Source organism: Bacillus sp. CDB3 (assembly GCF_002081505.1).
Classification (GTDB): domain Bacteria; phylum Bacillota; class Bacilli; order Bacillales; family Bacillaceae_G; genus Bacillus_A; species Bacillus_A cereus_AT.
This window is the reverse complement of the sequence record NZ_ALBR01000097.1, coordinates 1-24,485: the sequence shown is the minus strand read 5'-3', so window position 1 is coordinate 24,485 and position 24,485 is coordinate 1. Positions and strand designations below refer to the sequence as shown.

The following is a 24,485-nucleotide window of genomic DNA, read 5'->3' as shown; positions in this document are numbered from 1 at the left end:
ATACCGCATAATTGTTTCATAAATGTATCATTTAACCGCTTTCAAGTTTTTTATGTCTTCCATCCGTCTCGGAAGTACAAATGTCATACATATTGTAGTTCCCATTTCTTCACTACTCTCAATTCGCATACTTCCGCCTTGCTTCTTCATAATCCCCTGACAAATGTATAAGCCATAGCCATTCCCATAACTAGAAGGAAGCACCTTCCCTTCCGGAGACTCATTCCATTCTGCAAGCACACCTTCATCCATACCGATGCCATCATCATGAACAAAAACCTTTGCTTCTTGCTCATTTATAATTACATTCATACGAACTTGCGTAGCATCACTATATTTAATCGCATTATCAAGCACATTCAAGAAAATTTGCTTCGTCTTATCAAAATCCGCAACGACGTGTACTTCCATTAACTCATTCATAACTTCAATTTCAAACTGCTGCAACCTGAGTTTCACAATCGAAACTGCCTCTTCTGCCAATTCCTTTATATTCACGACTGTAGGCGACACTTCAAACGTACTCGTCCCGTACTTTGAAGACTTAAGTAATTCCTCTACAAGTGATAAGAGACGCTCACTTTCTACAGCCACATAACGGAGGCTCTCCTGCACATCCTCCTTCGATTGTAACTTCGGAATCAAATCTACATAACCGATAATTGCCGTAAGCGGTGTTTTCAGCCCATGCGTAATACGGTCCAAGAAATCTTTCTGTTTCTCTTTCTCTTCCTTCAGCTGCTTAATATGCAGTTCAATCCCATCAGCCATAGCATTAAAGGATGCTGAAAGCTGTGCAATCTCCACATACTCATTTAGCTCAATCTTACTTTCATAATCCCCATTCGCAAGCCGATGCGCCATTTGCCTTAACTGATCAATTGGTTTATGAAGAGACTTCGCCAAACGCATCGCAAAGAAAATACCAGCAGCCACTAAACAAAGCGACGTCATAAAAAACGTCCAACTCACATTTGTTAAAACTTCCTTCTCATCCGTTAACTCATTTATAAAACGAATACTCCCAATGACATCGTTTCCATAATAAACCGGACTTGAAAACAAAAGAATTGGAGCTGGGTCTCCCTCCTCGAAAACATAGGATTTCTTTCCCTTCAAAGAACTCTCAATATCAATATTCCGATGAAGCAACGCTCCTTTTTGTGTATCTGCAACAACATCTCCATTCTTCCCAATCATCTGCACCCTGACATCCATTCGCTTCGCTAAATACGAAGCAATTAAAAGCGAATTAGGACCTAACGTCTCTACTTCTGCTTCCTTCTCTAAATAATTCATCGTATAAATTTGCGCTTCCACACTTAACTTTTCTAAGGAATCTGCCGCATTATGATATACATTCTTCTCCAGTGCAATATAAACAACCGCATACAAAAGAACAAGAATTGGAATCAACAATCCAACTATTCCAAACACCATATTTCGTTTTAAAGACATATCATCACCTTTTAGCAATCAAGCTTATAACCCACACCATAAATTGTCTTAATATACTCTCCGCTCTTCCCGAGTTTCTTTCGAAGCCTTTGCACCATAATATCAACCGCTCTCGTATTTCCGATATACTCAAAACCCCATACCTTCTCGAGTAACTCATCTCTCATGAATACACGCTGCGGATTCGAAACAAACAACTGACACAAATTAAACTCTCGGTACGTTAATTGAATCTCCTGCTCATTCACATGTACCTTTCTCTCCTTAGGACAAATCACTAACTCACCTGCACGAATTACTTCGTGGCTTACAACTACCTCCTTCTTCACACGCCTGCTCATATTCTTCACCCGAAGAATAAGCTCCGCATAATTAAAAGGCTTCGTCACATAATCATCAGCTCCAAGCTGAAGACCAAGTAACTTATCATTCATCTGACTCTTCGCTGTCAGCATAAGCACCGGAATATCACGATCCTTCTCCCTGAATAAACGTAATAACTCATACCCATCCGTATCAGGAAGCATCACATCTAAAATAAGTACATCCGGCTGCTCATTCCACCTCTCTAAAGCTTCTCTCCCATCAGCCGCCGTCAATACTTCATACCCTTCCATCTCTAACTGCATCCGAATCAAATTACGAATACTCGATTCATCATCTACTACAAGTATTTTCATCATTCTCCTCCTTCCATCTTGTATTATAGTACAGTTTAGTATAGCAAAAATAAGACAAAAAAAGAGAGGGTATTGTCGAACATATTTTGTCGACGATACCCTCTCTCATTTATTATTTAGCCACAAAATAATCCGTTACATATTGTGCCCAAACTTCATGTCCCTTAGCACTTGGGAAACCAAACTCTGTTTGTAAGTACGGTAAAATTGCTTTCGTTGTTGCATCCGGCCATGCTCCCCAATGATCAATATATGTATAATTATTTTGCGTCGCAAATTGTTTTAATGCTTCAATCGCTTTTGGATAATTCTTCGCACCATACACTGGATTTGATGGTTGAATCATAATTGTAGCGCCTTTTGCACTAGTAGAAAGTGCTTGCACAAACTTCTGTGTACTCGCTACAGAATTCCCATTACCAGTTTTTCCGTTATCAGTAATAAATGGTGGCTCAAATAAAATTACATCTGGATTTTCTTTCGCAATCTCTTTATCACGTTTATTCGTGATTAATTCCTCTGTACTTTCACCCTTATATTCCTTTACCGTCACATTCCATAAACCTTTACCGTAAGAAGCCTCTAAATTAGCAGTGAACTTAGCTACCCAAGCATCTTTTTCAGATGAAGAAGCTTCATCGCCAACAATAACAAGATTTACTGCCTTTTTATCCTGAGCAGCTTTCTTTAACTTTTCTTTCACTGCATCTGGTAAGTTCTTTGCGTACGCTTCATTAAAAGATGATTTTGCATCTTGTTTTTTCTCTTCTTTCTTCGCTCCGCTATCTTTCACTTCAGCCTTTGTTTTCGTTACTTCACTCGTTTGTCCCGTTGCATTCGCAATCTTTTTATTCCAATACAGTTTACCGCTCACAACCGAAGCAACAAACAGCACAAAAATAAAAAGGACAAGAACTGCTTTCTTATTCATCGATTCACCTCATCTATTAATCTCACAATATATAATACTAATATAAATCTATGCAAAAATAAACCCAACTCCTTCCAAAGGAGTTGGGTTATTACATATTACTTAGTCACTTCAAGATGCGCTCTTAACTTATTCGTTAAATCTTGTTTTGCTGCATCTGGAACATAGTAATACCAAATACCATCAGCGGCTTTGTGACCGTCGCCTGGGATTTGGATATCCTCACTGTTCTGCAGACAGTTTTTATAATTCTTTTGCATATCAAACATTTGATCTTGCGTTAAGTTTGTCTTCACGTTCTTTTGAATTGCTGTTAATACATCACCATAACTTGCTAGAGAAGAGAAGCTTGCGCCTTTTTTAATAACTGCCTGCATCACTTGACGTTGACGCATTTGACGACCAAAGTCGCCTCTTGGATCTTCTTTACGCATACGTGTGAATGCTAGAGCTTGGTCACCTGTTAGGTGAATATTTCCTTTTTGGAAGTGGTGTTCCCCAAGAGAAAATTCTAAATCATTATTTACATCAACGCCACCTACTGCATCAACGATATCTTTAAATCCTTCCATATTCACTTCAACATAATAGTTAATAGGAATATTTAAGAACTTTTCTACAGTTGCGACAGACATGTCTACACCACCAAATGCATACGCATGGTTGATTTTATCACTTTTACCTTTTCCAACGATTTCTGTATATGTATCACGAGGGATACTTACTGTTTTCATTGAATTATTTTTAGGGTTTAACGTGATGACCATTAAAGAATCTGAACGCCCTTTATCTTCGCCGCGTTCATCTGCTCCTAGTAATAGGATTGAAACAGGCTCAGATTTATTGATTTTTTCTTCTTGTTTATTATTTTTATCACGCTCTAAAGGTTTATGAACTTCATTTAATGTATTTGAGACTTTAGAATATACATTATAAGCGTAGACTCCTCCACCTATAATTAATACTCCTATGATTCCTAATATCCAAAATAGGATTTTCTTTTTCATTATTATAGACCTCTTCTTTCCATCATTCTGAATAAATCTCCAGATAATAAAAATAACAACTTAGTCTATTATACTAGGAATGATATTCTATAACCAGTATATCAAAGCATATTCTAGCTTAAGTAACCTAAACCTTTGATGCTTTTTCTTTCCCAAAAGCATAATTAATATTATTTTACTTTATAGTACTTTACATACCAGTTAGCGAACTCCTGTAAGCCTTTTTCTATAGAAGTTTCAGGTTTAAATTCTACAGCCTTCTGTAATAACTCAGTTGATGCATAAGTAGCCGGTACATCTCCTGGTTTTATGGGTTCAAACACCTTTTCAAACTCAACTTCTCTTCCTAAAGCTTTACCTAGTGCTTTCTCTAACGTTTCGATAAACACCATTAGTTTTTCAGGATTATTATTTCCAATATTGAATACTTTATGTTCAACATCACCTTCAGGTGGATTACTTAAAAGTCGTTGAATCCCTTCAACGATATCATCTATATAAGTAAAATCACGATATAGGTCGTTTTCAAAATCACCGTTATTAAATATTTTGATTGACTCGCCAGCGAAATACTTATTAGTAAATCCAAAGTAAGCCATATCTGGGCGCCCCATAGGACCATAAACTGTAAAGAAACGAAGTCCAGTTGCAGGAATTTTGTACAAGTGACTATACGTATGTGCCATTAACTCATTTGATTTCTTAGTAGATGCATAAAGTGAGACTGGATTGTCTACAAAATCTGTTTCCTCAAATGGTACTTTTTTGTTAGCCCCATAAACAGAACTTGATGATGCATATACAAGATGATCTACTGGATAATGTCTACAAGCTTCTAGGATATTATAGAAGCCTATAATATTACTTTGAATATATACATCTGGATTTTCGATCGAATACCTTACCCCTGCTTGCGCAGCTAAATTTACAACAATATTAGGCTTGTACTCTTCAAAGATCTTAGTAATCATATCCTTATCAGAAATATCACCTTTAATAAAAGTAAATTTTTCATGGGGCTTTAGTTGCTCTAAACGAGCATATTTAAGATTTACATCATAATAGTCATTTATATTATCGACACCTATTACTTTGCAACCTTGTTCTAATAATTTCTTAGATAAGAAATATCCAACAAAACCTGCTACTCCAGTAACAAGGTATACTTTACTATTATCTAGAGGCTTGTAATTCAATGTTATCCGACTCCTTCATACGCTCTCTACTTGTGGATTTTCTTCCGATAGAATGATACTCTATCCCAGCTTCTTGCATGGTTGGAACATCATAAATATTTCTTCCATCATATACTAGGGGTGTTCTCATTAACTTCTTATAAGATTCTGGAGTTAATTCTTTCACTTCTCCCCATTCTGTAAAAATAAAGCAGACGTTTGCACCTTCTAAAGCTTGTTCAACATTAGCAACATACGTAATATTACCATTTTTATTTTTACCCTCTGGATACACCTTAGCAAAGTTGTTTGCACCTACTGGATCAAACGCGTAAATATCTGCACCTTGCTCTAATAATAGAGGTACATTTTCAAGAGAAGCAGCTTCTCGCAAATCATCTGTTCCCGGTTTAAACGTCAATCCTAACACAGCTACTTTAAGTCCACTAAAAGTAATGAGTCTTTGGCTAGCCTTTTTATATAATAAGGTCTTTTGATTTTTATTCACATCAATTGCAGCCTTCACTGTTTTTAATTCATAGCCCTGTTGTCTCGCTAAATATTCTAATGCCTTTGTATCTTTAGGGAAACATGAACCACCAAAACCAATACCTGCATTTAAAAATTTACTTCCGATACGCTCATCAAAACTCATGCCTTTTGCAACGTCTTGGATGTCCGCTCCAACTAATTCACACAGATTTGCAATATCATTCATATAAGAAATTTTGAGGGCAAGGAAATCATTAGAAGCATACTTAATCATTTCAGCTGATCTTCTATTTACTGAAACGATAGGTAAATGAAACGGTTCATAAAGATTCATTAATACTTCTTCAGCCCATTTACTTTCTGTACCAATGACAATTCTTTCTGCATATAACGTATCATGAACAGCAGAACCTTGAGCTAAAAATTCTGGATTCGATGCTACTTCTACTTTTACATCATTTACTAAAAAGTCCTGAATAAATTGCTCAACTTTATCATTTGTTCCAATTGGAACAGTTGATTTTACAACGACAAGGCAGTCCTTTTCTACATTTTCAGCAATTTGCTTCGCAACAGTTGCAATGTAAGAAAGATTTGCAGAACCATCTGCTTGTTCTGGAGTCCCTACCCCAATAAAAATTGCATCTGCATCTTTGTATGCTGATTTATAATCTGTCGTATAATTAATTCTTCCTGCAGTATAATTTTTCTGCATCAGCTCTTCTAAATCCGCTTCATAGATTGGAGAGACACCAGATTTCATTAAATTTACTTTTTTTTCATCAATGTCGACACAAGTTACTTGATGTCCCACTTCGGCAAAGCATACACCAGCTACTAGGCCGACATATCCTGTGCCTGCTACTGCTATTTTGTACATGATAATTTTCCTTTCCAGTATTATTATTTTTATATGCTTATTTAGAAAGAGTTCGAATTATAATCAATAATTCTATACATATCACCAAATTTCAAAAAGCGAATCTAAACACGCAAAATTAAAGTAATATATTAATCACCAAAACCCCAGCTTGTTAAGTAAGAGATACCTCCAAAAAGTCCATTAATATATTTTCTTTCCTTAATGTGGTGGATAACTTTAAACAGTTAACTTATAAATTTAAGACTTTGGCGCTAGCGAGAAGAATTTTTTAATATAATTTGAAATAAGATGTATCCAATCCGAAACCATATTTAAGGTGCTATCATTCATATTGTAAAATCAACCATATTTTAAATTTAAATCCTTATATCTGGTTCCTGATTCAAAATAATATTTAACTAATTATGCTTTCTTTTTTTATAAACTGCTGGGTGAACAAGATTAACTAACTGATTTATATATTTTTTATTAAAAATTAAAACACCAAGGAGAATCAGTATATTCCATATATACGAAAAATAACCTAAAACCAGCAGATTAACCGTAGCAGTTAGGATAAGCGCTACGGTATAAAAGACGTACGTGCTTATTCTAAATTTATACCATAAACGACGGGAAAGCAGCGTCTTCAACCAAAAATAAATAACGTATGTCACTCCCAAAGAAATAGATGCCCCAACAAAATTAAATCGAGGTACAAGTAAGATATTTAATACTATATTGACTACAACCAATACAATTGATATCAACACATTAAAATTAGTTTTTCTAGAAATTGCAATACCCATTCCAGTAGCTTCTGCTACTGTATACATGACTGGGTATAGCATTAAAAACGGAATCGCTCTTAAGGATTCATTATACTGAGATGAAATGATTACAATGATCAATTCCTTGAACAATAATATTATAATGAATAACACAAACATTATAAACATTACCAACTCACTAACTTCGCTATATTTATTGAAAGGAACACGTTCTTTTTCCCATCTAAATGCAATCGGTAACCAAAATGTTGTAAAAATCAGTTGTATGACTGTGAAAATTCCTACAACCTTTAATGCGGCAAAATATATCCCTATATTCTCCAAGCTCGAATACATATTAAGAAATAATCGATCATTGGAATTTAAAAACCACATTAAAATTGCTGTTGGGACAAAAGGAGCGCCATACTTTATCATTTTTATAATAAATTTTTTATCAATAGACTTTAAAGTTAAAGTAATTTTCATTTTTGATTTAATGTAAATAATAATAAAAATATCAATTACTACCTGTCCTAATACATTGGCCATAATTACAGAAAGATAATCCTGTTTCCAAAGCAAAAATGTAACAGTTAAAATCATAACTAGAAACTTAATTATAATATTAAAAACTGAATAAATAATTGCCCTTTCTTCCATTCGAAGAGTAAGTAATAAAAATCTTTCTATTACAATAAAAGGAATCCACAATGCAATAAAATATATTGCACTATGTTTTTCATCCTGAAAAAGCGCTACAGATAAATAATTTTTATTTACTAGTAATAGTACTATTGCAACAATTGAAAATAGTAAAGGTAATAAGAGAGTATTTACCAAAAGCTTTTCTTTATCTTTACTATTATTAAATTCTCTAATATATGACTGGTCAAAACCCAAAAATAAAAGTGAAGTTCCTAAAGCTTGAATCACTAAAAATATCGAAATTTTACCAAATTCTTCTGGAGATAATAGTCTAGTAGTAACAGGTATTGTTATAAAATTTATTAGGGCTGCCCCCAATGGACCTATTGAAAAGCCAAGAAATGACTTGTATAAGCTTTTTTTCATAAATATTAACCTTCTTTTTTAAATAGAGTTATCTTGGATGCTGGCAACTATATCTTCCGATTGAACACCCTTCAGAATAACTAAGTTTGCATCAATTAAAACACTGGTACCAATTATAATCCCAGCAATAACGTAGGCATCTATTATAAGATATTTATTATCTTTCTATCCCTTCGACTATCACTATTCCATTTAAGTAATGAACACAAAATCCCTCTTTGATTTTTGATGTAATCCTTATTTAAATGTCACATTTTTCCATACTTTTTTTATGCAAAGTGCTAAAACTATAAGAACCATGCTTCTCCAAAAACTATTAAATTTTGTAGTTTGCTAATATTCGAAAATTCAAATCACAAAATATAATTCGATAAAATTGAAAAAGCTAAGATCCCTTTAGTATTTTGCAAAATAGACTTTTGGGATGATATAAGTAACGTCTCTACTATACAAAATATTTAGCCTTATATACTTTTAAATCTAATATTTACAAGACTTTTTATATGTTTATAGTTCATACGGAGTACACCTTTTTTTATTAAATATTTTAAAATGTACGAAGAAACCTTATGGCTATTTAGTAACATCCTTATATTTCTTTTAAATATAGTAAAATCGACATACTGACTAAATAACTCAACATCGTATACCCTGTTTTTTAAATTTTGTTTTTTTATAAAATCCCCCCAATAAATCATTTCTTTGAGATTAAATGTATCTAATTCAGAGCTGGTACAAAAGGCATGGTGCTTTTTCAAGCTCTCTTGGTTTACTTCTAATCCTAAACCCTCCAACATGTATGAATAAACTTTCATTGTATTTTGTATCTGATCCATTTTTTTTTCATTTGAAATTTGGTTATTGTGTATGCGATAGGATAAAAGCACCTCAGGGATTATTGCCACCTTTTCCTTTTTCAATAATCTTGACCATAATTCATAATCTTGTCCTGTCTTAAATTCTTCGTTATATTTCAAATGATTACTTATTATAGCTTCCCTACGGAACATAACACTAGGATGACAAATAACATTCCCAAAAAACATTGGCACATTCATTTTCCCTGGTTCTTCTACTATTGAATAAATATACCCCTTATCATTACCTATCTTCTTAGCAAATGATGCAACTAGGCCCACTGATGGGTTCGACTTTAAATATTTATACTGCTTTTCTAGTCTTGTTTCACAACTTATATCATCGGAGTCCATACGAGCAATAAACTCCCCCTTTGAAATTTGCAAAGCTTTATTTAAAGAAGCTGCTAAACCTAAATTTTTTTCATTAGATATTACTTTGATTCTATTATCATTAAAACTTTTCAAAACTGATTTGCTATTATTTGTAGAACAATCATCTATTATAATAAACTCAAAGTCCGTGAAAGATTGCTTCAAGATACTTTCAATTGATTCTCTGAGATATTTTTCACTAGTGTTATAATTTGACATTATTACAGATATCACCTTGAATATTACCTCCTTTTTCTCTCTAATCGAGTAGTTGACTATTATAAATAAAAATATTTGGGCTATATTCTCAAAAGTTATTCAATAATATTTATTCACTTTATTAGTAATAATACTTATATTACTAATAAAGTGAGTATTATTAAACACTTGCCATTCTATATTTTATCAGGATGGCCTTTTGAGTTTATAAATAAAAACAGTAGTACCAAAGTTATACCTGAGGAAGGTAACAATAATTGATAGGACATTACGCTATCAAACAGAAAAAAGGCTAAATACACATATAAACACAGGAATCTTATTTCTTTTGTCTTACTTAACATTTTTTCTGAAAAGCTAACAAACCATGACAAAAAAGCAGTTCCAAATAATATACCTAAATATCCCATATCACGTAAAAATGGGTATAACATGGTTGTCATAGCATTATAACTTTGTGTGGGAGAAATATACCTAGGAGTTGCTGTTACTTGTGTAATCAAAAAGTCTGATCCATTATATGGAATCCCCAACAAAAATGTAAAAGGAGCTATCAATAGATTTACAACAAAACCAAATATACCCATTCCAAATAATGGAGTCAATTCTTGGTTAAAATATGAAGTATCTAAAACAACATCCAAGAATGAAAAAGAACCGATATAGTATACTATTGTATTTTCAATAAAACTAGTTTCCCCCCACTCCCGTTGACTCGTCAATATCACTACAATAATAATAATTAAACTAATAAAAAATATATTTAATTTTTCTTTTGTAAATTCTTTAAATTAGAGGACTTCATAATGAGGTACGCCAAAATATAGTACATCATCATTCTAACTATTAGATATCTTCCCCCAAAAATCAGCGTGTATATTATTACATCAATAAGCGCCATCGATATTAATATAGGGGATTTTTTTTCCTATAGCTGTGTAAATCATAGCTATAAGTATTGTAGCTATAAAAATAGCATAGACTACCCATTGTAATATTAACAATTGTAAAGTAGTTCCTAACCCCATAGAGGCATCAAATGCATATGCCCTTAAAACCTTAAAACCTTGAGTTGCTATAATGTTTATAGATTTAATTAAAAAAGGAATAGAGTAAATCCAAGAAATGAGATTTACCAGTAAAATAATTTTTAACCGTGCAGATCCTTTCAATTTCATGAAATCTATACTGTTACTTATTACGTTATTATGCATTAAAAATACAGCATTAAAAGTTAAAATAGCAGTTAAAGAAAAAAAGTGTATAACCGCTGACGGTTTATTCAACTCATATAACCCTAGTGAAGATAAGCCCGCACATATACACCACATACCTGTAAAAAGTACATTTGATTTTATAATAGTTTTGTATTTAATTTTAGTTATAAAAATAATATTTAATAAAACTATTGAGTATAATAATATATACATGTAATCCCACACACAACTTCCTTATATAAGTGATTAAGACTTTATTCTATTAAATTCTTTTGAAAAGCTAAAAAAGATGAAAAATAATCCTTAACAATACAAACTATAATTAGAAAATATTTCTAGTTCACCGCTTTATTAAACTCTTTTATCCATCCAGCTAAATTTAGACGGATAAACATGTTATAAGAAATAAGTGAATGATACAGTTTGTGAATTATTGTTAAAAAACCTTTTTCAACTTCTTAGCTCTATAACTATCTGAAGGAACGAATGCACAAAGTTGTTAACCTATAACTTTATCAAGCAATTTCTCTCCTTCAAAAATCTCATTTAATATCTGGTATTGAGGAGGATGTTTATAATATAATCTACATTCTAAAACATCTTCCATTAATCTTGAAAGTTCTCCTACATTAAATGGGTTAAAAAAGTAAGCATTTTCATATCCATCTAATATTTCATGAGAAAATGGACAGTTAGAGGCTAATATAATCCCTTTATGCAGCTTTGCCTCAAGCATAGGCAATCCAAAAGTCTCAATATACGAGGGAAACAACAAAATCGACTTTGTATAAAGATTAAACACTTGTTCTCGAGAAAGATTGCCAATAAACTCTATAGGTAATCCTTCCGTTTTAACTTCATTATACAATTCAGAAATATGCTTGTTCTCATCTCCACTTAAAGTAAAGTAAACTTTAAACTCTAGTGCCTTTCTCTTTGACTTTAACTTTCTACAAGCCTCAACGATGATTCTATGATTTTTAAAATCAACTCCACTTGCTGGATAAAAGAATGTTGAGAGGGATTGCTCATTAGCTTTAAAATAATGCTTTATCTCTACATTTATATTAGGCGGAACAACATTAATATTTTTATTTGCTACGTCTATTTTCTCAATACAAATTTTTTTCATCCATTCAGTTTGAACAATTACCTTATCAGCTTTCTTAGCTGATTTAATAATATTTCTTCCAATTATATTTTGATAAATCCATAAATGTTTATTTTCTTTAAACTTAAATTTATGGTCTACAAAAGGTAAAGAATTATGAACATACAAGATTTGCTCAACGTTAGTATTAGGAACCGTTACATTCTGAAGTGAAAAAATTTTATCCACATTGTGTGTTTTTACCAAACTACTTGCTATGAAGTTATCAAAATACAATCTATGCAACCAACTTTTCTTAACCCATGGAAATCGTAATATTTTTATATTTTCTGTTTCCTCAAGTTCTGGCTTACTAATAACAAAAAACCAATTTATGCTTTTGTCTTTGCATAACATAGCATCCTTGTGAAATTCATTTAATACCGAAAGAGCGCCACCACTTTCAGCGGGAACATCAAAAACCATAATATTCATATGAATTTTATTCCTTTCCCCATATCACCTTATCCACAATCTTTGTATAACTTTGTATTATCTTTATTACCTTAACTGACACATTTGTATCTGTATAATCTATAACTGGAAGTACTGTTTCATTACCCTCCCACATATCTCTGCATAGTTCAACAGACTGCAATACATCTTCTTTCTTTATACCACCAAGTATAATTCCACCCTTATCTAACGCTTCTGGACGTTCTGTAGAAGTTCTGATTGATACAGCAGGAAAACCTAATATTGAAGCTTCCTCAGGTACTGTCCCACTATCTGAGAGTACACAGTAAGCATTTAACTGTAACTTATTATAATCTAAGAAACCAAACGGTTTTAAATTCCTCACTAAAGGATGGAATACAAATCCTCTTTTTTCAATAATATTCTTACTACGTGGATGTGTAGAATATATCACTGGCATCTGATAATGCTCAGCAATCTCATTGATAGCACTCATTAGTGATATAAAGTTTTTCTCATTATCAATATTTTCTTCTCTATGGGCTGAAACCAGTATATATTTTCCTTTTTCTAGACCTAGAGTATCTAATACATTACTATTATTTATTTCATTTTCATATTTTTTTAAAACTTCCGTCATAGGTGAGCCAGTAACATAGATATGTTCTTTTCTATACCCCTCAGATATTAAATATCTTCTGGCATGTTCTGTATATGGTAAGTTGACATCTGAAATATGGTCTACTATTTTTCTATTTATTTCCTCAGGAAGATTTTGATCGAAACATCTATTTCCCGCCTCCATATGGAAAATTGGAACTTTTAATCTCTTAGCAGATATTGCAGATAATGCTGAATTTGTATCTCCTAAAATTAGTAATGCTTCCGGTTTTTCTTTAACCAACAACTCATAAGATTTTGCTATGATATTTCCCATTGTTTCCCCAAGATTTTCACCAACACTATTTAGATAATGATCTGGTTCACGAATTCCTAATTCATCAAAGAAAACTTGATTTAATGTATAATCCCAATTTTGTCCTGTATGCACTAGTATATGTTCAAAATACTTATCCATTTTTTTTATAGTTTCACTAAGTCTGATAATTTCTGGTCTTGTCCCTACTATTGTCATTACTTTTAGTTTTTTCATTTTAATTCCCCCTTAAATTTATTTAAAATAATGCGGGTATAACTCCTTATGATTGTCAATCCATTCTTTCATCTCACGTATCATTTCTTCATAAGAAGGAACCTCAAAATCAAAATCTGTTCTATTATTTATTAATGATTTATTCAATACCACTGTTTGGCTTTTATTTATTATTAATGTATTCTCTCTACAATATTGATTAAAGAATTTTAACATTTCATATTTGGTAATGGAATCATTATTCACTAAATTATATAGACCCGTTAGCTTATTAACAGCAGCTTGTTCCATTGCCTTTGCCAATGTTAGGGTCGTTACTCCAGTCCATATAGCTTTAGTATATCCTCCAATTTCACCATCCTGTTTCATAAACCAATTAAATAATCCTATTCCGTTTTCATTCATATCTGGTCCAATAATTGAGTTTCTAAATGTTAAGTCTTTTTCGTTCTCCAACTCACCTAAAGCCTTTGACCTATCATAAAAGGTTTCTCCATCTCTCACAGAACTTTCATTATACTTTCCTGTTTTTCCTGAGAAAACACAATCTGTACTCATATGAATGATTCTAGTTCTAGAATTTTGAGTTATGTGGCTAAGGTAATGTGGCAAATAGCTATTTAATAGAACTGCGTTATGTTTATTTACCTCAGCATCCTGATTAAGAATTCCTATACAATTTATTACAACATCATAGTCATTCTCATTTATTACATCTGTAAGAAATTTTAAATCTGTTACATCTCCAATAATATTCCTACAATATGAAAATGGTTTACGTGATAGGGCTGTTACTTCATGCCCCTGTTCTTTTAAGTAAATAGCTATTGTATGCCCTGCCATACCTGTAGCTCCAAGTATTAAAAAATTCATACATTTCTCCTTATCGCCTCAATAACTTTTATTTAAATATTTGATTCTACCAAATTTGAATTCCATAATCTTAATTCCTCTTGAATATAATCAAGTGTTAATAATTTTTCTTTAATTTGTTCAATATTTAAACGCTCAGTGTTATGTGAGTTATATTCTTCTTGTGTAGATAATTGAGAATTTCCTTCCACAAAATATTTATCATAATTTAAATCTCGTTTGTCAGCTGGAACTCTATAAAACCCCCCAAAATCTTCGGCTACTACATGCTCTTCTTTTGTAAGGAGAGTCTCATATAATTTTTCTCCATGGCGAGTGCCTATTACTTTAATCTCATTATCTACATTAAATAATTCTTTTACAGCTTGAGCTAAATCTCCTACCGTACTCGCTGGTGCTTTTTGAACCATAATATCTCCCGCTTCAGCATTGTGAAAAGCAAATACGACAAGCTCAACAGCTTCATCAAGACTCATAAGGAATCTAGTCATTTTGGGATCTGTTACTGTAAGAGGCTGTCCGCTTTTGATTTGTTCAATAAATAGTGGAATAACTGATCCACGAGAAGCCATAACATTCCCGTATCTAGTTCCAGAGATATGTGTCTTATCTGGAGATACTGTTTTTGCTTTAGCTACAAAAACCTTTTCCATCATTGCTTTCGAAATTCCCATAGCATTGATTGGATATGCAGCCTTATCAGTAGACAGACAAATCACCTTTTTCACTCCATACTCTATTGAAGCAGTAAGTACATTATCCGTACCTAATACATTTGTTTTTACTGCCTCAAGAGGGAAAAATTCACAAGATGGCACTTGCTTTAATGCAGCTGCATGGAAAACATAGTCAACACCATGCATAGCATTTTTAACACTTGCTAGGTCTCTAACATCCCCTAAATAGAACTTAAGCTTTTCATTCTTATATTGCTTTCTCATATCATCTTGTTTCTTCTCATCACGTGAAAATATACGAATTTCTTTTAAGTCAGTATCTAAAAATCTTTTCATAACTGCATTACCAAAAGATCCTGTTCCCCCTGTGATTAATAACGTTTTATCTTTGAACATTTTTAACATCTCCATCTAATTTAATTTTTGCTAGTAAATTATTCAATCTCTCCATATAAATCTGTTTCGAGAAGTTGCAATCGTAGTAATTCCTTGCATTTTGACCGTATAAAGAATGTTTCTCCCTCTCTTCTGCAAACATCCTTATGTTATTGGCCAATTCCTCATAATTTTCTGCCGAAACACACAATCCACACTTTGCTTCATTTATAACAATTTGAGTTTCCCCATCTATTGCCCCTATAATTGGTTTTCCGGCCGCCATATAGGATTGAACTTTGTTAGGCAACGTATACGATATAGCCTTATTAGCTTTCAAAGTGACTAAAAAAGCATCTGCCATTTCATAAAATCTAGGCATTTCTGTAATAGGGTATTGGCCATAGAATCTAATATTATTAAGCTCCAACTGTTCGACTAATGTTTCACACTTTGCACGTGAAGAACCATCTCCTATAATATGAAACTTTATATTTCCATCCTTTTTCAGCTCATTTGCAGCATAGACAATTGTCTCCACGCTTTGCATTTCTCCTATATTTCCAGCAAACACCAAATTTGTGATTCCATCGCTGTTATTGGCAGGAGGAATATTTTCAAATAATGCCTCAGCATACACCGGGAGGTGCGTAATCTTATCATTAATATCTAATGTATTTTTAAAATATTCTTCAAATAGTTTAGAACTCGTAAATATTTCATCTGCTCTTTTATAAATCCACTTACTTATTTTTAATAAAATACTATATACTTTACCATCCGATGGAATTCCAGCAGACGCAATGCTTTCAGGCCATAAATCATGACAGTACAATACAAGTGGTTTTTTGGTTATTTTTTTTAATAAGATACCTGGTAAAGCCATTGTTACGGGGGATAGTTGATACACTAAAATAAGATCAAAATCTTTCTTTATAAACATTGCCTTTAATGTAGAAGAAATAGCAAAACTAAGGTAGTTTAATGCTAATTTTTTGGTCCCTTTTCCCCTCCCAAGAAGCCAAGAACGTATAACAGTAACTCCATTTATTTCTTCTTTTCTATTTTTAAATGTTTTATATTTTTTGTCCACAACTCCACTAGGGTAATTAGGGAGGCCTGTGAGAACTGTTACCTCATGCCCCTCTCTTGCTAGTTCAGAGCATATATCATTAACTCTAAACTGTTCAGGGAAGTAGTACTGACAAACCACAAGTATTTTCATTGTTACTCTACTCCTAAACTATAAAATTCATTAAATGGGGGGCTTTTATTAATTTTTCCCCTCTTTAACTCCCTCACTCTTAGCTACACTAAGTACCGTCTTAAGAAATACCTTAATATCAAAAGTAAGACTGATTTTCTCAACATATTCCCCATCAAGTTTTGCTTTTACATCTATCGGCAACTCATCTCTACCATTAATCTGTGCCCACCCAGTAAGCCCAGGTAAAACATCATTCGCTTTATATTTATCACGCTCTCCAATTAAATCATATTGATTCCACAGCGCTGGTCTAGGACCAACAATACTCATTTCACCTTTAACAATATTTACAATTTGTGGAAGTTCGTCTAAGCTTGTTTTACGCAAAAACTTTCCTACCCTTGTTATATAATCTTCCGAATTTTTAAGAAGATGCGTAGGTGTATTACTTGGTGTATCAGTTTTCATTGTTCTAAATTTAAGAATATAAAATTCTGTTTTATCTTTTCCAATCCGACGTTGTTTGAATAATACCGGTCCCCTAGAATCAAGCTTTATACAAAGAATTAACACTATAAATACGGGGGATAACACTATTAATCCTATTAATGCAAGAAAAAAGTCTATTATTCTTTTTATATATGTTCTATATATCACCTTTTTACCACCTCAACCATATCAATATACGACTTAATCTATTTTCAATAGAGAATTTCCTTTTAATAAAAAACTTTCCTATTGAAGCTATAATACATTCTTTTCACTCTTTTAAAACATTCATTAATTTTCTTGTGTTAATACTCTATTATTCGCAATACCTAATAATCGCTCTCTAATCTCTTCCTTATTCATTTTCTCAAAATCATTCATAAATTGTCTTAAAACCTCTTGGTCCATTAAGACAGCCTTTCCTACATGTATTTTCGGGAATATTTGTTCTGGATGGATTTCTCCTTCGTTTAGTAACTCTTCATACATTTTTTCTCCTGGCCGTAAACCAGTAAACTCAATTCCAATTTCTTCAATAGAATAGCCTGAGAGAGTAATTAGATTTTTAGCCAAATCAACAATTTTTACTGGATCTCCCATGTCCAGCACAAATAATTCTCCCCCTCTAGCTAATGTCCCCGCCTGAATAACTAGTCTTGAAGCTTCTGGTATTGTCATAAAGTAACGAATCATATCCGGATGAGTGACCGTTACAGGTCCACCTTTTTGAATTTGCTTCTTAAACAGTGGAATTACACTTCCCCTACTACCAAGAACATTACCAAATCGAACAGCAACAAATCTTGTATTAGTACTCACCGCTGCCAAATGTTGTACCAGCATTTCTGCAAATCGCTTTGTAGCCCCCATTACATTCGGAGGATTTACGGCTTTATCCGTAGAAACCATAACAAATGTATTTACTTTAAATGTATCAGCTGCTTCTGCAACATTTTTTGTACCAAAAATATTATTTTTCACAGCCTCTTCAGGGTTTCGTTCCATTAAAGGCACATGCTTATGTGCAGCTGCATGATATACAATGTATGGACGGTGTTTCTTCACTATTTCAAATATTTTATGACGATCTTGTACATCAGCAATTTCTGTCGTAATTTCAACTGTATCTTTATAGGTAACTCTCATTTCCATTTCGATATTATAAATGCTGTTTTCGCCATGTCCTAAAAGAACGATTTTTGCTGGTTTATACTTCATTACTTGACGGCAAATTTCCGATCCAATTGATCCACCAGCACCTGTTACTAAAATTGTTTTACCAACAATCTTTTCTCCAATTCCTGCATCATCTAATTGGATTGGTTCTCTTCCTAATAAATCTTCCACTTGTACATCCCGGAATTCATTTACAGAAACTTTACCATCTAAAAGATCTTCAAGCATCGGTACAATTTGAGTCTTTGCCTTCGTTTTTGTACACTTCTCAAAAATCTCGTTTATTTGATTTCTATTTAATGAAGGGATTGCGATAATAATATGTTCTATATCATTGTCTTCTACAATTTCTTGAATATGATTTGTTGTACCAACAACTGGCACATTATAAATCTCCAATTTTTGTTTATTTCTATCATCATCAACAAACACAATTGGATATAGATCTGCATCCTTATTATGTAGTAATTGTCTTACTACCATAGTTCCTGCTGAGCCAGCTCCAACAATTAATGTTCGTTTTTTATTTGCATCCTTACTAATATACGTATCACGGAACATACGCCATACAAAACGCGAACCACCAATCAATAATAAATGTAACATCCATGCGATTGCTAGAATTCGAAAATAAATATCGTGATTTATAATCTGTTGAACAATTGCCGTTACTAAAATTGATAATGTGATTGCTTTAAATATTTGTTTTAATTCTCCAATGCTTGCATATTCCCACGCCTTGTTATAAAGCTTATAAATAGCAGCAAAAACATGATGGCTGCACAATAATGTAATAGAACTAATAATTACGGTCATAGGAATTTTATTTAATACGTTTGGATGTATGAACCAATAGCTTAAGTACACGGCAGTTAATACAATAAATGAATCTAATAAAATCAATAATGAGAGCCGTTTTCGATAACTCAATGCATCTATTCCCTTCTTTATACAATTAGTATCTTATTGACAATGAAAAAGGACATTCTCTTATGAATGTACCTCTTCTTTTTCCTTTTTCACGAGTTCCTTCATATATTTCATTAACTCAACTTTCAATTCTTCATTTTGAAGTGCCATCTCAATCGTAGTCTTAATAAACCCAAACTTCTCCCCAACATCATAACGAGTTCCTTCAAAGTCATAAGCAAACACACGCTGAATTTCATTTAACCTTTGAATCGCATCTGTCAACTGAATCTCTCCACCAGCGCCTGTTTGTTGGTTTTCAAGGAACATGAAAATTTCTGGTGTTAATACATAACGTCCCATAATCGCTAAATTTGATGGTGCCGTTCCTTGAACAGGCTTCTCTACAAATTGTCGCACTTGATAACGACGATTACTTTGTTCAACTGGATCAATGATACCGTAACGATGTGTCTCATTTTCTGGTACTGTTTGTACACCAATAACTGAAGACTGTGTACTTTCATATTGATCCATCAATTGACGTAAACATGGCGTTTCAGCTTGAACAATATCATCCCCAAGTAATACTGCAAATGGCTCATTTCCAATAAATTTACGCGCGCACCATACCGCATGTCCTAAACCTTTTGGTTCTTTTTGTCTTATGTAATGAATGTTAATTTTTGAAGAAGCTTGCACTTTTTCAAGTACTTCGTGCTTTCCTTTTTCAAGTAGAGTTTGTTCTAACTCGAAAGAGTGATCAAAATGATCTTCAATTGCACGCTTTCCTTTTCCAGTAACGATAATAATATCTTCAATTCCTGATTCTATCGCTTCTTCTACTATGTATTGAATTGTCGGTTTATCAACGATTGGCAACATTTCTTTCGGCATTGCTTTCGTTGCTGGTAAAAACCTTGTCCCAAGACCAGCCGCTGGGATAATTGCTTTTCTTACTTTTTCCAAATCTTGTCCCCCTAACAAAATATTGCTTTATCTATATGTAGCAATAACAAAAACCCTACCTATAGAGTCATAGTTATAACTCCATAGGTAGAGTTTCTAATAGAAATAAAATTACGGGCATCTAACCCATCCTCACGCCATACTCCCGACGACAAGCGTCTAAGGTAGGTCCGAAATAAAAATTTCTACCCACAGCACAACCGAGTGCCCCCATTGATAGTGGTTAGGAGACATCACCCAAACTCTTCAATTAAAAAATACCAAACAATTTTTTACGACGAATTTGTTCTGGATCTTCCTTATAAATTGCTTTCCCGCTAATTAATAAGTACGGATTTTCTTTTAAATCACTCATAACGTTCATTCCGAATTCCTTTTCAATTAACCCGTAGCTTTCCGCTAAATGAAATCCTCTTGATGTTGTGTTATGTGCATCCGATGCGATCATATGCGTTAAATTATGTTCAACAAGTTGTAATGAAAACTTTTTAATTTTTTTACCGAACTTTCCTAGTAAACTACCCGCCGTTACTTGTGTTAAGGCACCTTTACTTACAAGGTTATATAACTTATCTGGCCGCTCGATTAACTCGGCATTGCGTTCTGGATGAACGATAATTGGGATCATCCCTTTAACCCGTAATTCATATAATAGCTGTTCTGCATAGCGAGGTACGTGATTAGATGGAAACTCAATTAATATGTATTTATTCGTTTCGTTTAAAGTAACGATTTTACCAGCTTCATAGTCTTCTAATAAATCACCATATAATCTGACCTCTTGCCCTGGTAAAATCTTCAGTGGAATTTCGTTTTGTTGTAGTTCATCATTTAATTGTTTCACTTGATGAATAATAGGAGTGCGTTCATTTACGTATTTTCCATTTTGATGATGTGGCGTTGCGACAATTGTATGAATCCCTTCTTGCACAGCTTTTTGTGCCATCGCTAAACTATCTGTTACTGTTTGCGCACCATCATCGACGCCAGGTAAAATATGACAATGCAAATCAATCATTCTTCTCATCCTTCCTCTCGTATAAAAATCTTTTTTCCCTTGAATATGAAATGTATCTCATATTCAAGGGAAAAAAGGAGATATGTTCTTGCCATATCTCACTCTATTAATTAGTTTGCACCGTAGTAATAATATGAGCCTTGTTCGCTTTCACGATCGTTCAGAACAACGCCTAACAATTTACCTTTTGCAGATTCTAATAATCCTTTTGCTTTTACCGCTGTTTCCTTTTCTGTCGATTCACTACGAACGACAAGAATGGATGCATCGCATACATTCGCCATAATTTGCGCGTCTGTAACAGCTAAAATTGGTGGTAAATCAAAAATAACTAAATCGTACATACTATACGCTTGAGCAAGAAGTTCTTGCATTGATTTCGAACCTATTAATTCCGCTGGATTCGGCGGGATTGGACCGCACGCTAAAAAGTGTAAATTGTCTACAGTTGTCGTTTGTACACACTTCTCTAAACGTTCACTATGTGTTAATACGTTCGTTAATCCGAAAATATTATCTACTTGAAACATTTGATGCATCGCTGGTTTACGCATATCTGCATCAATTAATAATACTTTCTTTCCTTGTTGAGCGAAAACAACTGCCATATTCGCTGTCGTTGTCGTTTTCCCCTCACTTGGGTTCGCAGATGTTACCATCAGTGAATGTAAGTTTGTATCAACAGACGCAAACTCAACGTTCGTTCTAATATTACGATATTGTTCTGAAATTGGTGATTTCGGTTGTTGATGAGCAATTAATTGACGACGTTGACGATGATTTTTTTTCTTCTTGAATAAACTATTAAGAGCCAATTGTTTGTCCCCTCACTTTTCTTGATGATGGAGCATGTGATTTCACGTTTGCTGTTTCTTCATCCATACGTGCTACAATACCTAACACCGGTAAGCCAAGTAAATTTTCTACATCTTCTTCTTTTTTCACTGTGTTATCTAAGTATTCTAGTAAGAATGCAAGACCAACTGCAGCCATTAAACCAACAATGAAAGCAATTGCTACATTTAGCATCGGACGTGGTTTAATTGGAGATTGATTTTCCGCAACTTCTGCTTTTGATAATACCGTTACGTTATCGACATTCATAATTTTTGCAACTTCACCTTTAAATACATCTGCTGTTGCGTTTGCAATATCACGAGCTAACTTCGGATCTTTATCCTCCGCTGTAACAGAAATGACCTGTGAATCTTTTTCATTCGCAACATTAATCTTTCCTGTTAAAGCTTGTGCAGTCATATTTAAATTTAATTTTTCATTCACTTGGTCTAAGACTACTGGACTTTTAATAATGACCTTATATGTATTCGTTAATTGAATATTTGTTTGTATTTCACCAGCTTGAATCATTGCACCCTCTTGCTTTTTCTGGTTAACAAGAATTTGCGTTGAAGATTGATAGATTGGTGTCATGAAGAAGAAGCTAATGATAGCACTTACAATAGCTGCACCAAAGGCGATTACGAGGATCATTGCTAAACGTTTTTTTAAGATATAAAATAACTCTTTTAAACTAATTGTTTCTTCCATAAGTTCCTCCAACTTTCTAAAATTTGCACATAAGAAAAATTATAACATATAATCTTACATTTTTTTATTTTAGTAATATCTACGTACGATTGTTATTTGAAAACATATATAATCTTACAAAATAATCTTAAATTTGACAACACATTCCAAAGAATTTCCAAAATTTCCATTGCATCATTTTTTCGTATATGCAATAAACAACTGTGAAACAAATCAAAAAAGCCAATAAAAATACTTATTGGCTTTAAAAATTATTTTATCATACATTATTTTCTAATAATAGCCATATTGTTCCTTTTCTTCTCGCTTGTCATTTAGTACAACACCAAGCAGTTTACCAGACGCTTTGTCTAAAATTTGTTTCGCTTTTACTATATTATCTTTTTCCGTTTGTTCACTGCGCACGACAAGTATGACTCCATCACATTTGTTCGCAAGTATTTGTGCATCGGTAACCACAAGAACCGGTGGTGTGTCTATTAAAATAATATCAAACATGTTATAAGCTTCTAGTAATGCCTCGTCCATTACTCGATTTCCTAACAGTTCCGCTGGGTTTGGTGGTATTGGACCTGACGCCATTAAGTATACGTTCTCTACATCTGTTTTTTGAATGCATTGCATTAATTTCGCTTGTCCTGATAATAAGCTCGTTAATCCATTTGAATGATGAATTGCAAATAAGTTTTGTATCGTCGGCTTACGTAAGTCAGCTCCGATTACTAAAACTTTCTTTCCTTGTTGACCGAAAACAACTGCTAAGTTTGCAATTGTCGTGGTCTTTCCGTCACCTGGCTCTGCTGAAGTGACAACGATAGAACGAATATGATTATCTACAGATGTAAATTCAATATTTGTACGAATGTTACGGTATTGTTCTGCAATACGCGATTTAGGCTCCTTATGTGTAATTAATTGTTTTAATGGCTTTCTTTTCTTTCTCCCGAACATGTTCTAGTCTCCTTTTTTAAGTGCGACCTGTTCCTCCTATTTCTATATGCTCGATATACACGCCCATTTCATTCATAATCGATATATTACGCTTATTTAACATTTATTTCTACTGTTAAATTCGTCCATTATTCCCCATATTTAACCATAACAAGTACCATTCTATTTTGTCCTATATAAAGTCCGTAACAATATGACAATAGCTTCATTTCTTTTATACCTTTATCATTTATCTCAAAAGCGAGATAAATGATAAAGTAATTATATGGTAATTCAAATCAGTTACAAATAATTTTCCGACTAGTTTGTATTTCTTGTTTATATCGATATATATAGTAAATAAAAAAAACTCTGTCTAATACTAACAAGTTTAAGTTTACTTATTACTTATTCTTTTACTTTACTTACTACTTACGTCTAACTAGTAATTACTTAGTACTTCTACTACGCAACTAC

Annotated in this window: 21 protein-coding genes and 1 pseudogene; all 22 read right to left on the bottom strand. The window is 33.1% G+C overall.

Features of this window, described 5'->3' with window-relative positions; all coding sequences use genetic code 11:
* Positions 1-27 precede the first annotated feature (27 nt).
* The 22 genes and pseudogenes from CDB3_RS24290 to CDB3_RS24185 all read right to left on the bottom strand — a co-directional run bounded on the left by CDB3_RS24290 (position 28) and on the right by CDB3_RS24185 (position 24,029).
* Positions 28-1,458, bottom strand: coding sequence for a HAMP domain-containing sensor histidine kinase (locus CDB3_RS24290; RefSeq protein WP_128856246.1), 1,431 nt, complete (start codon positions 1,456-1,458; stop codon positions 28-30).
* Positions 1,459-1,469: 11 nt separating this feature from the next.
* A complete protein-coding gene (locus tag CDB3_RS24285; RefSeq protein ID WP_128856452.1) occupies positions 1,470-2,138 on the bottom strand; it encodes a response regulator transcription factor in 669 nt (222 codons plus the stop codon).
* 112 nt (positions 2,139-2,250) lie between these two features.
* Positions 2,251-3,069, bottom strand: coding sequence for an SGNH/GDSL hydrolase family protein (locus tag CDB3_RS24280; protein ID WP_128856245.1), 819 nt, complete (start codon positions 3,067-3,069; stop codon positions 2,251-2,253).
* A gap of 98 nt (positions 3,070-3,167) precedes the next feature.
* Positions 3,168-4,076: a polyisoprenyl-teichoic acid--peptidoglycan teichoic acid transferase TagU gene (gene tagU, locus CDB3_RS24275; RefSeq protein WP_128856244.1), complete on the bottom strand. Its 909-nt coding sequence runs from the start codon at positions 4,074-4,076 to the stop codon at positions 3,168-3,170.
* A 170-nt stretch (positions 4,077-4,246) separates the two neighbouring features.
* Positions 4,247-5,272, bottom strand: coding sequence for a GDP-mannose 4,6-dehydratase (locus CDB3_RS24270; protein ID WP_128856243.1), 1,026 nt, complete (start codon positions 5,270-5,272; stop codon positions 4,247-4,249).
* Entirely contained in the window at positions 5,250-6,623 is a 1,374-nt protein-coding gene (locus tag CDB3_RS24265) for a UDP-glucose dehydrogenase family protein (protein WP_128856242.1), read from the bottom strand. Before CDB3_RS24265 ends, CDB3_RS24270 begins: the two co-directional genes overlap by 23 nt.
* Positions 6,624-7,024: 401 nt before the next feature.
* Positions 7,025-8,449, bottom strand: coding sequence for a lipopolysaccharide biosynthesis protein (locus CDB3_RS24260; RefSeq protein WP_128856241.1), 1,425 nt, complete (start codon positions 8,447-8,449; stop codon positions 7,025-7,027).
* A 464-nt stretch (positions 8,450-8,913) separates the two neighbouring features.
* The gene (locus CDB3_RS24255; RefSeq protein ID WP_128856240.1) at positions 8,914-9,915 is read right to left on the bottom strand and encodes a glycosyltransferase; all 1,002 of its coding nucleotides are present in this window, start codon (positions 9,913-9,915) and stop codon (positions 8,914-8,916) included.
* Between the two features lie 161 nt (positions 9,916-10,076).
* Positions 10,077-10,664 (bottom strand): annotated as a pseudogene (locus tag CDB3_RS24250) (oligosaccharide repeat unit polymerase); the annotation flags it as partial.
* Between the two features lie 123 nt (positions 10,665-10,787).
* Complete coding sequence (locus tag CDB3_RS24245; protein ID WP_128856238.1) at positions 10,788-11,330, bottom strand: hypothetical protein; 543 nt, start codon at positions 11,328-11,330, stop codon at positions 10,788-10,790.
* Between the two features lie 286 nt (positions 11,331-11,616).
* Positions 11,617-12,702, bottom strand: a complete 1,086-nt coding sequence (locus CDB3_RS24240; protein WP_128856237.1) for a glycosyltransferase — start codon at positions 12,700-12,702, stop codon at positions 11,617-11,619.
* 7 nt (positions 12,703-12,709) lie between these two features.
* Positions 12,710-13,837 carry a non-hydrolyzing UDP-N-acetylglucosamine 2-epimerase gene (gene wecB / locus CDB3_RS24235; protein WP_128856236.1) on the bottom strand — a complete coding sequence of 376 codons (1,128 nt, stop codon included), beginning with the start codon at positions 13,835-13,837 and terminating at the stop codon, positions 12,710-12,712.
* Between the two features lie 18 nt (positions 13,838-13,855).
* The gene (locus CDB3_RS24230) at positions 13,856-14,710 is read right to left on the bottom strand and encodes an SDR family oxidoreductase (RefSeq protein ID WP_128856235.1); all 855 of its coding nucleotides are present in this window, start codon (positions 14,708-14,710) and stop codon (positions 13,856-13,858) included.
* A 32-nt stretch (positions 14,711-14,742) separates the two neighbouring features.
* Positions 14,743-15,783, bottom strand: coding sequence for a polysaccharide biosynthesis protein (locus CDB3_RS24225; RefSeq protein ID WP_128856234.1), 1,041 nt, complete (start codon positions 15,781-15,783; stop codon positions 14,743-14,745).
* Entirely contained in the window at positions 15,770-16,987 is a 1,218-nt protein-coding gene (locus CDB3_RS24220) for a glycosyltransferase family 4 protein (protein ID WP_128856233.1), read from the bottom strand. Before CDB3_RS24220 ends, CDB3_RS24225 begins: the two co-directional genes overlap by 14 nt.
* A gap of 48 nt (positions 16,988-17,035) precedes the next feature.
* Entirely contained in the window at positions 17,036-17,626 is a 591-nt protein-coding gene (locus CDB3_RS24215; RefSeq protein ID WP_128856232.1) for a sugar transferase, read from the bottom strand.
* A gap of 123 nt (positions 17,627-17,749) precedes the next feature.
* Complete coding sequence (locus tag CDB3_RS24210; RefSeq protein ID WP_128856231.1) at positions 17,750-19,564, bottom strand: polysaccharide biosynthesis protein; 1,815 nt, start codon at positions 19,562-19,564, stop codon at positions 17,750-17,752.
* Between the two features lie 60 nt (positions 19,565-19,624).
* On the bottom strand, positions 19,625-20,512 hold the full coding sequence (gene bpsC / locus CDB3_RS24205) for a UTP--glucose-1-phosphate uridylyltransferase BpsC (protein ID WP_128856230.1): 888 nt from the start codon (positions 20,510-20,512) through the stop codon (positions 19,625-19,627).
* A 250-nt stretch (positions 20,513-20,762) separates the two neighbouring features.
* Entirely contained in the window at positions 20,763-21,530 is a 768-nt protein-coding gene (locus CDB3_RS24200; RefSeq protein WP_128856229.1) for a tyrosine-protein phosphatase, read from the bottom strand.
* A gap of 110 nt (positions 21,531-21,640) precedes the next feature.
* Positions 21,641-22,345 (bottom strand): CpsD/CapB family tyrosine-protein kinase, encoded by a 705-nt coding sequence (locus CDB3_RS24195; protein ID WP_128856228.1) that lies wholly within the window; start codon positions 22,343-22,345, stop codon positions 21,641-21,643.
* Entirely contained in the window at positions 22,335-23,078 is a 744-nt protein-coding gene (locus CDB3_RS24190) for a YveK family protein (RefSeq protein ID WP_128856227.1), read from the bottom strand. Before CDB3_RS24190 ends, CDB3_RS24195 begins: the two co-directional genes overlap by 11 nt.
* A 273-nt stretch (positions 23,079-23,351) precedes the next feature.
* Positions 23,352-24,029: a CpsD/CapB family tyrosine-protein kinase gene (locus tag CDB3_RS24185; RefSeq protein WP_128856226.1), complete on the bottom strand. Its 678-nt coding sequence runs from the start codon at positions 24,027-24,029 to the stop codon at positions 23,352-23,354.
* Positions 24,030-24,485: the final 456 nt, after the last annotated feature.

What these genes read in the sequence shown, in the direction of transcription:
- CDB3_RS24290 (WP_128856246.1), bottom strand. Translation starts at nt 1,458, where the DNA reads ATGTCTTTAAAACGAAATATGGTGTTTGGAATAGTTGGATTGTTGATT.
- CDB3_RS24285 (WP_128856452.1), bottom strand. Translation starts at nt 2,138, where the DNA reads ATGAAAATACTTGTAGTAGATGATGAATCGAGTATTCGTAATTTGATT.
- CDB3_RS24280 (WP_128856245.1), bottom strand. Translation starts at nt 3,069, where the DNA reads ATGAATAAGAAAGCAGTTCTTGTCCTTTTTATTTTTGTGCTGTTTGTT.
- tagU (WP_128856244.1), bottom strand. Translation starts at nt 4,076, where the DNA reads ATGAAAAAGAAAATCCTATTTTGGATATTAGGAATCATAGGAGTATTA.
- CDB3_RS24265 (WP_128856242.1), bottom strand. Translation starts at nt 6,623, where the DNA reads ATGTACAAAATAGCAGTAGCAGGCACAGGATATGTCGGCCTAGTAGCT.
- CDB3_RS24260 (WP_128856241.1), bottom strand. Translation starts at nt 8,449, where the DNA reads ATGAAAAAAAGCTTATACAAGTCATTTCTTGGCTTTTCAATAGGTCCA.
- CDB3_RS24245 (WP_128856238.1), bottom strand. Translation starts at nt 11,330, where the DNA reads ATGTATATATTATTATACTCAATAGTTTTATTAAATATTATTTTTATA.
- CDB3_RS24240 (WP_128856237.1), bottom strand. Translation starts at nt 12,702, where the DNA reads ATGAATATTATGGTTTTTGATGTTCCCGCTGAAAGTGGTGGCGCTCTT.
- wecB (WP_128856236.1), bottom strand. Translation starts at nt 13,837, where the DNA reads ATGAAAAAACTAAAAGTAATGACAATAGTAGGGACAAGACCAGAAATT.
- CDB3_RS24230 (WP_128856235.1), bottom strand. Translation starts at nt 14,710, where the DNA reads ATGAATTTTTTAATACTTGGAGCTACAGGTATGGCAGGGCATACAATA.
- CDB3_RS24225 (WP_128856234.1), bottom strand. Translation starts at nt 15,783, where the DNA reads ATGTTCAAAGATAAAACGTTATTAATCACAGGGGGAACAGGATCTTTT.
- CDB3_RS24220 (WP_128856233.1), bottom strand. Translation starts at nt 16,987, where the DNA reads ATGAAAATACTTGTGGTTTGTCAGTACTACTTCCCTGAACAGTTTAGA.
- CDB3_RS24200 (WP_128856229.1), bottom strand. Translation starts at nt 21,530, where the DNA reads ATGATTGATTTGCATTGTCATATTTTACCTGGCGTCGATGATGGTGCG.
- CDB3_RS24190 (WP_128856227.1), bottom strand. Translation starts at nt 23,078, where the DNA reads ATGGAAGAAACAATTAGTTTAAAAGAGTTATTTTATATCTTAAAAAAA.
- CDB3_RS24185 (WP_128856226.1), bottom strand. Translation starts at nt 24,029, where the DNA reads ATGTTCGGGAGAAAGAAAAGAAAGCCATTAAAACAATTAATTACACAT.